This window comes from Sporosarcina sp. FSL K6-3457, assembly GCF_038007285.1.
Classification (GTDB): domain Bacteria; phylum Bacillota; class Bacilli; order Bacillales_A; family Planococcaceae; genus Sporosarcina.
This window is the reverse complement of record NZ_JBBOWX010000001.1, coordinates 2,447,529-2,459,934: the sequence shown is the minus strand read 5'-3', so window position 1 is coordinate 2,459,934 and position 12,406 is coordinate 2,447,529. Positions and strand designations below refer to the sequence as shown.

Annotated in this window: 19 protein-coding genes and 1 pseudogene; all 20 read left to right on the top strand. The window is 37.2% G+C overall.

Annotation, left to right across the window (positions count from 1 at the left end; all coding sequences use genetic code 11):
- Positions 1-88: 88 nt before the first annotated feature.
- The 20 genes and pseudogenes from N1I80_RS11775 (at position 89) to N1I80_RS11680 (ending at position 12,333) form a co-directional block, all read left to right on the top strand.
- Complete coding sequence (locus N1I80_RS11775) at positions 89-631, top strand: cysteine hydrolase family protein (RefSeq protein ID WP_340738058.1); 543 nt, start codon at positions 89-91, stop codon at positions 629-631.
- Between the two features lie 114 nt (positions 632-745).
- Entirely contained in the window at positions 746-1,363 is a 618-nt protein-coding gene (locus tag N1I80_RS11770) for an NUDIX hydrolase (RefSeq protein ID WP_340738057.1), read from the top strand.
- 133 nt (positions 1,364-1,496) lie between these two features.
- Positions 1,497-1,820, top strand: coding sequence for a hypothetical protein (locus N1I80_RS11765; protein WP_340738056.1), 324 nt, complete (start codon positions 1,497-1,499; stop codon positions 1,818-1,820).
- A 261-nt stretch (positions 1,821-2,081) separates the two neighbouring features.
- Entirely contained in the window at positions 2,082-2,492 is a 411-nt protein-coding gene (locus N1I80_RS11760; protein WP_340738055.1) for a GrpB family protein, read from the top strand.
- Between the two features lie 82 nt (positions 2,493-2,574).
- Positions 2,575-3,057 carry an NUDIX hydrolase gene (locus tag N1I80_RS11755; RefSeq protein ID WP_340738054.1) on the top strand — a complete coding sequence of 161 codons (483 nt, stop codon included), beginning with the start codon at positions 2,575-2,577 and terminating at the stop codon, positions 3,055-3,057.
- 158 nt (positions 3,058-3,215) lie between these two features.
- Complete coding sequence (locus N1I80_RS11750) at positions 3,216-3,629, top strand: NUDIX hydrolase (RefSeq protein ID WP_340738053.1); 414 nt, start codon at positions 3,216-3,218, stop codon at positions 3,627-3,629.
- A gap of 33 nt (positions 3,630-3,662) precedes the next feature.
- Positions 3,663-4,118, top strand: coding sequence for a hypothetical protein (locus N1I80_RS11745; protein ID WP_340738052.1), 456 nt, complete (start codon positions 3,663-3,665; stop codon positions 4,116-4,118).
- A gap of 34 nt (positions 4,119-4,152) precedes the next feature.
- Positions 4,153-4,725 carry a hypothetical protein gene (locus tag N1I80_RS11740; RefSeq protein WP_340738051.1) on the top strand — a complete coding sequence of 191 codons (573 nt, stop codon included), beginning with the start codon at positions 4,153-4,155 and terminating at the stop codon, positions 4,723-4,725.
- Positions 4,726-4,761: 36 nt separating this feature from the next.
- Positions 4,762-5,663: pseudogene (locus N1I80_RS11735) on the top strand (tetratricopeptide repeat protein).
- Positions 5,664-5,704: 41 nt separating this feature from the next.
- Complete coding sequence (locus N1I80_RS11730; protein WP_340738050.1) at positions 5,705-6,007, top strand: hypothetical protein; 303 nt, start codon at positions 5,705-5,707, stop codon at positions 6,005-6,007.
- 537 nt (positions 6,008-6,544) lie between these two features.
- Positions 6,545-6,751 (top strand): hypothetical protein, encoded by a 207-nt coding sequence (locus tag N1I80_RS11725; RefSeq protein ID WP_340738049.1) that lies wholly within the window; start codon positions 6,545-6,547, stop codon positions 6,749-6,751.
- Positions 6,752-6,792: 41 nt separating this feature from the next.
- Positions 6,793-7,299, top strand: a complete 507-nt coding sequence (locus N1I80_RS11720; RefSeq protein ID WP_340738048.1) for a GNAT family N-acetyltransferase — start codon at positions 6,793-6,795, stop codon at positions 7,297-7,299.
- Positions 7,300-7,346: 47 nt separating this feature from the next.
- A complete protein-coding gene (locus N1I80_RS11715; RefSeq protein WP_340738047.1) occupies positions 7,347-8,228 on the top strand; it encodes a methyltransferase in 882 nt (293 codons plus the stop codon).
- A 32-nt stretch (positions 8,229-8,260) separates the two neighbouring features.
- On the top strand, positions 8,261-8,695 hold the full coding sequence (locus N1I80_RS11710) for a hypothetical protein (protein ID WP_340738046.1): 435 nt from the start codon (positions 8,261-8,263) through the stop codon (positions 8,693-8,695).
- Positions 8,696-8,861: 166 nt separating this feature from the next.
- On the top strand, positions 8,862-9,635 hold the full coding sequence (locus N1I80_RS11705; protein ID WP_340738045.1) for an SDR family oxidoreductase: 774 nt from the start codon (positions 8,862-8,864) through the stop codon (positions 9,633-9,635).
- 50 nt (positions 9,636-9,685) lie between these two features.
- On the top strand, positions 9,686-9,982 hold the full coding sequence (locus tag N1I80_RS11700; RefSeq protein WP_340738044.1) for an antibiotic biosynthesis monooxygenase family protein: 297 nt from the start codon (positions 9,686-9,688) through the stop codon (positions 9,980-9,982).
- A 14-nt stretch (positions 9,983-9,996) separates the two neighbouring features.
- Positions 9,997-10,551, top strand: coding sequence for a YdcF family protein (locus tag N1I80_RS11695; protein ID WP_340738043.1), 555 nt, complete (start codon positions 9,997-9,999; stop codon positions 10,549-10,551).
- A gap of 62 nt (positions 10,552-10,613) precedes the next feature.
- Complete coding sequence (locus N1I80_RS11690; protein WP_340738042.1) at positions 10,614-10,874, top strand: hypothetical protein; 261 nt, start codon at positions 10,614-10,616, stop codon at positions 10,872-10,874.
- A gap of 1 nt (position 10,875) precedes the next feature.
- On the top strand, positions 10,876-11,091 hold the full coding sequence (locus tag N1I80_RS11685; protein ID WP_340738041.1) for a hypothetical protein: 216 nt from the start codon (positions 10,876-10,878) through the stop codon (positions 11,089-11,091).
- A 72-nt stretch (positions 11,092-11,163) separates the two neighbouring features.
- Complete coding sequence (locus tag N1I80_RS11680) at positions 11,164-12,333, top strand: GNAT family N-acetyltransferase (protein ID WP_340740035.1); 1,170 nt, start codon at positions 11,164-11,166, stop codon at positions 12,331-12,333.
- Positions 12,334-12,406: the final 73 nt, after the last annotated feature.

Here is a 12,406-nt window from a genome sequence, read left to right as displayed (position 1 = left end):
GTGAAATTCACCCTTTTCAGTTAACTAGCAGGAGAAGTAGCATCTTTTGTAGAAGTTTGTCTAGTATAAGAAAAGGGAGTGATTGGAAGTGCAAGCGTTATTAGTCATTGATGTTCAAAATGGTATTGTAAATCTCAGAGATTTTCAAGAGGAATTAGCATACATGGAGACGATTATAAAGGATTTCAAAAGTCAGGATAAACCCGTTATTTTCGTTAGACATTTTGATGATGTAGAGGAAAGTCCGTTGTACAAAGGCTCTGCTGGCTCTGAGTTACATCCTTCACTCAAAGAATACGCTGATCGTGTCGTTGAAAAGCAAACGCCTAGCTCCTTCTTTAATACCAATTTGGCTTCATTGCTAGAAGAATTGGGTGTGAAGCATCTATTCATAACAGGCTTTAACACGGAGTTTTGCTGCATGTTCACTGCCATTTCTGCATTTGACAGAGGCTATGAAGTGACCTTTATCGAGAATGCAACGGGAACTGTCAATACAGGAGAAACGTATGAGATGGAAGGGTTAGACATTCGAGATTTCGTCGGGACTGTTTTGCATTGGTCGGATATCATTGAGGTGTTGGATTTTGAGGAGTATGTTGAACAATATTCATTGAATAAAACCATGTAAAGGGCGATTATGCCCCTTTTTTTGTGAGTTGCTTAATTAAAAGAAAAATTTGGAACTTTAGGAATCTGCAAGTCGTCTACATAGCAGATCGAACAACGAAAGCAGGTGCATATGATGAGTTATCAATGGCTGGAATGGGCACAACGAATCCAAGCCTTATCGCAATCAGGCTTGGCTTTTTCAAAAGACATTTACGATATTGAACGCTATGAAGAACTACGTATGATTAGTGCAGAAATCATGCAGGAATATACAGGATTAGAGATGCAGGAAATCAAGGATTTATTTTTGAACGACACGGGTTACCAAACGCCTAAAGTGGATGTACGGGGCGTCATTTTTCAGGATGATAAGATCTTAATGGTCAAAGAAAAGTTGGATGATCGCTGGTCATTACCAGGTGGTTTTTGCGATATAGGCCTGTCTGCCGCCGAAAATATTATTAAAGAAATCAAAGAAGAATCTGGCTATGATGCGGTGCCAACGAAATTGCTTGCAGTGTGGGATAAAAACAAACATCCGCATCCACCAGAGCCTTTTCATTATTATAAGTTATTTATCCAATGCGAAATTATCGGAGGACAACCGATGACAGGGATTGAAACGAGTGATATCCAATTCTTTTCTGAAAGCGAGATTCCGAGCTTGTCGGCTAACAGAGTAGTTGAGTCACAAATCAAAACGCTTTTTGAATTTTCAAGGGACCCTAACAAGGAAACGTTATTTAATTGAATGGTGAGTAAACTTTATGAAATTGTATTTTTCACGGTGTGTGGACTTTTTTTACTGTTTTCAGGAATAGGTTTCATTATTATGCTATTGTTCACGATTGCTTATTTTGCGTAATAAAGGAGGTATTTATAGAGTGAATTCTTCTATTAAAAATAAGCTGAAGAAGGCTTCTGCCTTTATCTTATTTATTATAATTGTGATTTCTGTGTCTTATCTTGCGGTGTACAAGGCTTCGTTTTTACCGAATGGTTATGATATTGTTTCGCAGCAAAAAGATCGTGTCACTGTGCAATCATTTAATCTAATTGGGATGGAAAAAGATACGACGACTGTAGTGTTTTCTGAGGATGATGTATGGAAAATGGAGTATATAAGGGATCAAATCGAGAGGCAAAAAAGTTTTTTTATGGTTGCTATTTGCGGCAAGCTGCATTTCAATCCGTATGCTTATCATTAAATTACGCGCAGGAATGAAATGGTGGCGCGCTATTTTGGAAAGTAATCTGATTATTGCTCTACTCATTCCATTGTATTCCATACATAGTTCTTTGACGACTGTGCAAGTGTTGATGGGAAAGCTATGAATAGGAAGTGTGGTTTCGAATGAGAAAAGTTGAAGTTAGGCCTTATGACGAGCAATGGGGTTCAATGTTTGAAGAAGAGTCCCGTAATTTTCGGTACTGAAATAATTGACATACATCATATAGGGAGCACGTCCGTGAGCGGGCTGCACGCAAAGCCGATCATTGATATGATGCCCGTCGTAAGGGATATACATCGAGTGAATGGCTATAATACGGCAATGATTGCCATTGGTTATGAACCAAAAGGAGAAAATGGCATAGCTGGTCGTCGATATTTCCAAAAGGGTGGGGATTGTCGGACGCACCATGTCCATATGTACGCTTGCGGCAAATCAGAAATTAAACGACATCTTGCGTTTCGGGATTATTTACGAGCACATCCAGAGGTTGCACAAGAGTATGGAAGTTTAAAAGAGAAGCTGTCTCGGCGTTTTCCCTATGATATCGAATCGTATATCAAAGGAAAAGAACTGCTAGTATCAGAGATTGATCGGAAAGCAATTGCTTGGTGTCGAATGAATACCAATGCTAATTATCTAACATGAGAATTGTTACTGTTGGTATTAGCGTTATTGATTTCTATGATTGATGTCTGAATCCGGAATGTAAATTAGGGAGGTAATAACAATGATAATGCCAACACATATTGTAGCCGCAGGCGGGATCGTAGAAGATGCACATGGAAATATTTTATTAGTGAAGACAAATGATGGTGGGTGGGTATTTCCTGGAGGGCAAGTGGAAGTCGGAGAAAATCTAATGGACGCACTAAGTCGGGAAATAAAAGAGGAAAGTGGAATAGACGTGGTTGTTGGCCATTTGATTGGCGTTTATTCCAACACGGGGATGTATAAGTGGTATGACGGTGTCACGGATGTTCCTACTAAAGTAATGTTCGATTTTGTGTGCAAGCCGGTGGGCGGAGAACTAGGTATTTCGGAAGAAACAACAGAAAGTGGATGGATTGCAAAGGATAAAGTGCTGGATATGATTACGGCACCAGCTACTCGTACTCGCTTTCAGGCCTATTTGGAATTTGATGGACATGTCCGTTATATGGAGTATGTAACTAATCCGCAGTTTGAACTTAAATTGGATAGAACTGTATAAAAATAATCCGAAGTTTCATTTTTGCTGAATCGTTATGGTATTGTTTCATAGCAAAAAGACAGTGGAAATCATTTAACTTGAAAGGAAAAGAACTGCTAGCATCAGAGATTGAGCGGAAATCCCAGGATTTTAAAATAAACTATACGGAGTGATATTGCATGGAATATGTACCACCAAAACATATTGTTTCGGCAGCAACTATTGTACTGAATGACCAAAATAAAATTCTATTAATCAAAGGACCAAGAAGAGGATGGGAAATGCCTGGTGGACAGGTTGAAGAAGGTGAATCCTTGAAGGAAGCTGCAATTAGGGAAACAAAAGAAGAATCGGGCATAGATATTGAGATAACGAAATTTTGTGGAGTATTTCAAAATATAAATGCTTCAATTTGTAATACATTATTTTTGGCTAGACCAATTGGAGGAGAGCCAACAACTAGTGTTGAGAGTCTAGAAGTAGGTTATTTCCCTATTGAAAAAGCATTGGAAATGGTTACTTGGGGAAATTTTAGGCAAAGAATTGACTATTGTCTCAATGACGAAATGCAGCCTTTTTGTATTGAATTTTAATTAAACTTTATCAGCTAACGGGAGTGTGATCCAATGGATTGGATAGGAGTGAAAGACCGAAAAAATATCCAAAATATACCAGACGCATTTGGATGGTTTCACGATAGTTGTTTGAAGGAGCTGTATATGTCGACGGAGAGTTATGTGGATGAAGAGCTATCAATGGCTGTGCCATCAGGTCTTGATACGAATGTGCGAATCTTTTTTCAAAGGCAGTTTCGTAATCCTTCTGCCATTGAATTATTATTCGAGGGGGTTACCCAGTTTCACATCCTACTGAGCCCAGAAAACTATGACTCTATTATTTATGATGCATCGCTCCTTTTTCATAATGACTTATTTTATTGGGCGGATCAGAGTGACTGGAAGCCCGGGGATAACACATTTGATTCAACCAGCTGGATTGCTGCTACACGTCTAAAGTGGCGTGATGCTTGTTCGTGGATGGGGGATGAAAATCGGTATGGTGTTATTAGTGAAGGAGAGTGAGTTTAAAGACCACTTTCAATAAAAGGGGTGTAAAATGACAAAGAAAAGAATCTATTTGTCTATACTAATTCTGGGCTTCTGTATTTTATGGATCTATTTATTTTTTTATAAAAACTATTCGAATGCTGGAATATTTAAAAATGTAACTGAGCGTGATGGCTATACATTGAATCTTATTAAAGATAAGGAGGCTGTTGAGTTTTATATTAAGCCTGAATGGATACTTATTAATGGAGATAGTGAAAAAAAGTATGCGCTAGAATTGACGAGTAATAATAATACAAACATTATGTTGGATAATGTTTTAAATAGAGGAGATGATATTTATTTCAATTTTGAAACTACGTACAATATGAATTATCACAAGGGAAGCTTTATGTACAATTTGGTCATTAACGAGAATGGGTCATTTACCTCTTTCTCCTCTCATACGGACTATTATTTTTATAACAATAATCATGAAATAATTGACGTAGGTCATCAAACTGGTCAAGGACCTGGGTCATCATTTGGATTTGCCATTGATTCAGAGGATTACGATTTAATAAAGGATGGATTTTATGTTAGCTATTCGGGCTTTCATCTTTATGAGTATTATAAAAATTAAGCGTAGACGAAATGAAGGAATTGTGAGGGAATATGATTGAATACGAACCAAAGAGCTATTGAGCTTTTCGAGGAAAATGACTATGAAGAAGCCATGAAACTTTTTCATCAGGCAGTAAAAGAGTCCAGGGATATTCAGTCATTACATAATCTGGCCTGGATGCACAGTTACGAGGAAGAGGATGACGAAAAAGCCCTTGGATTAATCAAAGAAGTGATGGATATGAATCCTTCCTCTTATTTTCCTTATAATCTATTAGGGGAAATTTACCTTAGGCAAAAAAGTGGCAGCTTGCCTCAAATGCATTTGAACAATCGATTTTGATGCACCCGTCTGATGAAGCTTATCATAATGTAGCTATTGCCAAATATCATCTTGAGGACATGAAGGAAGCGGCAGACTATTTCCTACGCGTCGCAGGAGATTCAGATTATGTTATGTACAGTCATGCCCAATGTTTAATACAGCTTGGAAAGAAGATTGAAGCTATAGAGAAACTAGATGCGTTTTCGGAACAAGCAGATGAATTTGTAGGACAAATTGAGCTAGCAGACATGTATATTGAACTGGGGTGTTTCAAAGAAGCAATGGATTGGTTTGAAAAAGGGTGGAAAGATTACTGGAAAACCCCTTATTGGATTAGTCGATTTGCTTATGCTCTCTTTAAGACAAATAACATCAGCCGCATGTATGAGGTCGTACATGAGGCGATGCAACAAAAAGATCAAGAAATCAAAGAGGCTCGTGAAGAAAACTGGACAGAAAATGATAAAGAGGAATATGTTGAACAATTATTGGAAGAGAGAAGTAAGTATGGAGTGATGGTTGAGCGCATTTTATCTGGACAAATCCCTTTGTTGGAATTTGAAACATCAATGACGGGGGCTTGTTATTTGTTTGGTTGTAAGCGGCATAATCATCCGGAATATCGTGGATGATCCAATCAGAACATATTTTTAATTCGAAGGGAGCATTTTTTATGGAAGTTCAGTGGATAAATGGGCAATACCCAGAAGATAAGCGGATTTTTGATTCTGAAATGGAAGTTTTTGAATGGACAAACTCATTGTATCCAGACTTCTCTAATTCTTTATGTAGAGAAGAAAATGTTGGTTATGTAACCCCTGATGAAAAAGTAATTGATTATTTAACCGATCTACTGCCACAATGGGCAGATTACCTAAATGTACAGGTTATTGTGCATAAAGATAAGATAAAGGAAGAAGGTAAAATTGTTTATAGAATTTGGACTTCAAAAGAAGAGAAATTCGAGGACTATTAAAAGGCATTGAACCTATAGTAGGTTGATACAAGTAGTTGGATTACGGCTACACGTCTAAAGTGGCGTGATGCCAGTTCGTGGATGGGTGAAGAAAATCGGTATGGTGTAATCTATGAATCCAAATAATTGAACGATAATAGCGAGGGAGATATAAGATGGACCTTTGGCTAATTATTAAACAACGTTATCTATTTCTTTCTATTTTTATAATCATGATACTTTTAAGCTTATTTCTACTAGGCGCCATTTGGAAAAGTCGTTCGAATATTCCTAAAGCGTTGGCTATATTAACAATAATAATTTGTGCGATTTTAATAATTTTATCATTGTTTTCATTTATTTTAATAATTTCTTTTGGGTATAATTCTTAATTAAAATATTTAGAGGGGGTGGAAGAACATGAAGGCTAAAAATTTGCCGATTGTAATCATCCTTATTGGCTTAGCCGCCGGTGCTCTTGGCTACTTCCTATTTGTGAAAGTGCTTATTCCGAATATGATGTGATAATTATACCGAGAAGTGAGGGGGTAAATGAGTATGAAAAAATTTATACCGTTGATTATTGTGGCGTTATGCACACAACTAATGGCAATGATTATGTGGGGGGAATATGTCTGGCTATCTAGATTGTCTTTCGGAGGTGCGGTGGGGTCGAAGTTAGAAAACATACAGCCGTTATTATGGTTCGTATTTATTTTAGAAATCATCTTATTGGCCTATTGTTTTAGAAAGAATAACGAATGATTTAAAAGTAAAGGTAAATTACACAGAAGGAGAAGTTAGTTGTGATACATATTTTAAAAGCCAGCCCTAGTCACGTCGCAGGGATTGCAAAAGTTTGTAGCGATGGTTATCGGGCAACATACAAGGAAACACATTCTAAAGCGTACATCGAAGGAATCATAAAGGAATTTTATAATCATGAAAGAATTCTAAAAGAAGTGACTGAAACCAGTAAGCAGTGGGGAGGATATTTTGTTGCGTTAGAAGAGAATGAAGTGATTGGGGCTGGTGGAGGTGGTTTGGTGGAGGATGTATCTGGAGAAATTTTTGTTTTGTATCTAAACCCTACCAGACGTAACGAAGGGATTGGCACAATGATAGTGGACGCTATTACTAAACAACAAAAAGGGTTTAACGCAACGGAGCAATGGGTTTCTGTCTCGAAAGGAAATCAAAAAGGCATTCCTTTTTATGAGGCAAAAGGATTTATTGTTAGTCATGAACGTGATGGACATGGGAGCGTTGATGGGGAAAGTTATATTTCGTTAAGATATCGTCGGGAGATTTAATGTTTTCACTGTATAGAATATCTTACTTAAAAAGAGGGAGGACTTAAATGGAAAAGTATTATTGGGATAGCCAACTGGAATACCTGAAAAGAACAAGAGATTTATATTATAACGATGACTATTTAGAGTTCTTGGTGAGTTTTGTTTGGAAGATTTCTAAACCAGTACATATTATTGATTTTGGTTGTGGATATGGATATTTAGGACTGAAATTATTACCTATTCTACCGAAATGTTCTAAATATACAGGGATAGATAAAGGACAAGAACTTATTAATAAGGCGATAGAGTACTTTCATAATCTTCCGTATGAAACTGAATTCTTTGTAGCAGATACCAATGAGATTGAATTGGAGGGTAAGTACGACATTGCTGTTTGCCATGCTTTTTTATTACACATGTCGGAACCGAAAAGAATGCTTCAAAGAATGGTAAATTCCATTGTTAACGATGGAAAAATAATTTGTTTTGAACCACACTGGATTTCAGGTATGTCATCGTACGAAATGGAAGGGTATAAGCAATCACAAATTGTTCCACTAGGTATTCTCCAGAAATTATTCGAAAAGAGTACAAATAAAACTGGCAATGATGGGAATATTGGGGCGAAAATCCCTAAATATCTATCTGAATTGGGCGTGAAGAACATCGAGTGTAGAGTCAGTGATAAGGTTAACTTCCTCCATCCCGATCAGAATCTACATGATAAGCAAAAATTATTTTATTCGCTTAAAGAAGAAGGGGTTGGTGGAGAACCTGTAAATAAAGAACGGTTTATTGAAAGTTTAATAAAACGTGGTGTTTCATTGAAGGAAGCACAGGAACAATTTGAGGCTGAACTGTTGTTTTCGCAGGTATTTACTATAGATTCCTCTTTACTATACGCACCGAGTATGAAAATTACCTTTGGAGAGATAAAAAAATCGTGATTATTAAAACTAACACTAAGGGTGAAAGGATAATGAAAGACAAAAAACGTTTTAAAAACACAAATAATAGAGTAGTACACGGTAAGACACCTGAAGAACGTTTTAAGGAAATACATGGACTAACAATAAAGGAATGGAGCGAACAACGATTCAAAGCTACACCTGATGACTGGTATATGAATAATATGAAATCTACAACACCTTTTGATTTTATTAAAGAACGCTACGATACTGTTACCGAGGATGATAGAAAGCTTGTTAAGGATTTGCAGGTATTGGGCTTAACAGATGGCGTCATAAATGTATTACTTGATTATGTTGCAATTTTCAGCAGAATCGGAATGGTTCACGCATTGGTAAGAGAAATGGGGGGAAATTGGCACGAGGAAAATATAGTAACTGTTGAACAGGCTATTCACTTTGTGAGAGAAGAACAGAAGAAGTACAAAGACTCTTCAGAGAAATAAGTACTGATTTCTTCGCTACCATCAAAGTCCTTTTTAACTAAAGGTGTGCTTTAGTGAAAGAAGAATATGTATGCATAGAGGAAGTCGGCAGGATAGTTGAATAAGATTTATGGGGAATTAAGAAAATAAAGGATATTCACTACGAATAAAACGAGGAGATGTTTTTATGAATCATCTAAAAGGGAAAATTGCTGTTATTACGGGTGTCAGTCGTCTAAAGGGGATTGGGGCGGCTATTTGTAAGGAGTTAGCTGAAGCAGGGTATCATATATATTTCACTTATTGGACGGAATATGATAAAAAAATGCCTTGGAGCATTAATTTAGACGAGCCAATGAAATTAAAAGAGGAATTAGTACATAAAGGGGTTAGGGTAGCGTGTATGGAGCTGGATTTAACACAATATGATGCACCTGAGCAACTTTTAACCAACGTTTCTGAACAGCTTGGCTATCCCGATATCCTGATAAATAACGCAGCATATTCAACGAACAACGATTTTTCAAACTTAACTGCCGAAGAATTAGATAAACATTACATGGTAAATGTTCGTGCAACAACGCTATTAAGTAGTAAATTTGCACAAAATTTTGATAAGAAATCTGGTGGAAGGATTGTCAATATGACGTCAGGTCAATTTCAAGGGCCCATGCCTGGCGAGTTAGCCTATGCAACGACGAAGGGAGCAGTCGATGCATTAACCATTACATTGGCAGCTGAACTAGCTCCTTTAGGCATAACGGTCAATGCCGTAAACCCAGGTCCAACTGATACGGGATGGATGACAGAGGACATTAAACGTGAATTAACGCCGATGTTTCCTTTTGGCAGAATAGGTGAACCGAAAGATGTAGCAAAAATGATCAAATTTCTAGTGAGTGATGACGCAGATTGGATTACAGGTCAGATTATTCATGCGGAAGGCGGATTTAAAAGATAACATCAATCGTGCTTTGGCGAAATTATTATTTTTGAGTAGGGGGAAATTAAATGATATTGGAAGCTGTTATGCTACAAGTTAAGGAAGGAATGGAAGCAGAATATGAAGAAGCATTTCGTGATGCTTCTGAAATTATTTCTTCAATGAAAGGTTACATAGCTCACCAATTACAGCGCTGTATGGAAGTCAAAGGGAAATACTTACTATTGGTTCAGTGGGAAACGTTAGAAGACCATACGATAGGATTTAGACAATCCAGCGAGTATCAGCAATGGAAAACGAAGCTACATCATTTTTATGATCCGTTTCCGACAGTGGAACATTTTGAGCAAGTTCAACTGTTCTAGAAAGGGAGAAGAGGATGACTCATCCATTTGACTGCATTACCGACTTTGTTTTTGTAGAAACTGAAATTGCTGCAGCAGACGTCATTTTAGTACCTGGCGCTAACCATCCTCAACTCATGGAGAAAGCTGCCTCTTTATATAAGCAGGGTTTTGCACCATACATACTACCATCTGGTGGATATAAACCGCATGTAGGGACCACTGAGTGGAATTACTTACGTAATATAGGCATAGAAAATGGAGTGCCAGACGAAGTAATTTTAAAAGAAGATCAAGCACAGCATACGTTGGAAAATGCTCGTTTTTCGTTGGAGGTTCTTCAAAAAGCAGGTATCCATCCAAACAGAGTAATAATTGTTTGTAAAGCAGGTCATTCTCGCCGAGCATTATTATGCTATCAAGCCGAATTTCCAAAAGAAACCGAGTTTCTGGTCTCACCTGTTGTAGATAGATATGGAATCACTAAGGAAAATTGGTTTTTATCCGAAGTCGGGATCAGTCGTATTATGACCGAGGTTGAGAAAATCGGTAAATACTTTGGTGATTATATTCCGAATTGGGTTGAGTAATATATAGAATTTGTTTGGGTATTTTTATAATTAAGGTAATGTGGGATTGGAAGGGGATCGGTATGAAACTGGTTCTTCAAGCGGTTATTGGTTCAATTGCAATTCATGTAATCTTTACAGTGGGGTTGATGGTAGTCGGTTATATAAAAACGAAAAATTATAAACCGAATCTTGCCGAAAAGTGGGATGCCACAGTGGTGGTTCTTCAAGATGAAGTCGTTTTTGGTAAGATTATTTCTCCTAGTTTCGGTTTATTGTCAATCATGGGCGTCGCAGTTATTTTGGGATTTATAATATTTACTTTAAAAATGGGGAGACGGTAGTTTGAAGAACACAAAGTTAAGAATTGCATGGATTATTCCTAATGTGTTTTGTTATTTAATGTTTATCGGAGCCTTAATTTTTGTTGTTAGCAATGCGGAAGGTATTAAGGGAATAGGACAAGCGCCCTATTGGACTTTAATGTTATTGGCGCTTTTGGGGGTATCTTTTTTGGGAAGTTTTCGAATATGGCAATGGATTTCACATGGGAAAATGTAAAGGGTCTGCTTAGCAATTATGTACAATATGAAGAGAAAATATGATTTTTACTAAGGTGATAGAGAACAACAAATTGAAGACGATAGTAAGGTTACTTCTAGAGAAGCTATAAGAGCTGTTATAATACGAAAAAATAAAATCCTTTTACTCCATACGAATAAGGGGGATTATAAGTTTCCAGGCGGTGGGGTTGAAGGTCAGGAAAGCCATTCGGAGTGTCTCATTCGCGAAGTGGCAGAAGAAACTGGCTATATTAACTTTATCATTAAAGATAAGCTGGGGTCTGTTATTGAAAGGAAATTTGACGAATATGACAGTACCGCTTTATTTCAAATGACTTCACAATTAAATAGAGAGGTGCGACGAAATTACATGAATGAAACAATAGAAAAAGCAAAAGAACTTGAGGAATTATCTCGCTTTTTATCTGAAATAAATCAACAAAAAGAATCACATATTGGCTATTGTGGTGGAAAGGAAGAGGAGATTTACGAGACATTAAAAGAAGACTTTGTCAGTGATGATGGCGTTATCAAATTTTTCATCGCAAGAAGCAATACTAGGGAAATCGTGGCAGCGATTGGTTTGGATGTGGATGAATCAAGTGCAGAAGTATGGGGGCCGTTTAATCAAACATCTTCTGTCCAACTACAGCATCAATTATGGGAACAGTTAGTAAACGGGAATCCAACAGTTCAAACCTTTCACTTTTTTATCAATAAAGAAAATATAGAGCAACAAGCATTTATGAATGAATTAAAGGCGGAAAAGACAGGCGAACACCTTATCTTAGACATTGAAGAACAAGACTTCAATAGGGTAAGTGAGATAAAGAGTACATTTTTCATCCAAAGTGATTTTCAAGCATTTGAACAATTACATAACGAAACTTTCCCAAGCACATACTACGACGCAAAAACAATAACAGAGAGACTGAGCGATAAAAATATGTTGAGAGTGCTTAAAACCGAATCTACTGAGTTGCAAGGCTATGCCTACTTTGAAGTTGATATTGAAATGGCAGAGGCTTCAGTGGAATATATCGGTATTGCTAAAAAGGCACAAAATCAAGGCTTGGGCACGATATTGTTAAAAGAAGTGCTGACAGAAATGTTTTCCTACCCACAAATTAGCGAAATTAAATTATGCGTAGATAATGCCAATAGCCAAGCGAATCACGTTTACATCAAAGCCGGGTTTAAGCCGAAAGATATTTTAGTTAGTTATGTTCTTAAACTGTAGGGGCTTTCGTTAAAAATCACGGGTACAACAGGTAGCTTTATTTCTTAGTGCATTACCGGGGCAGGAATAAAGG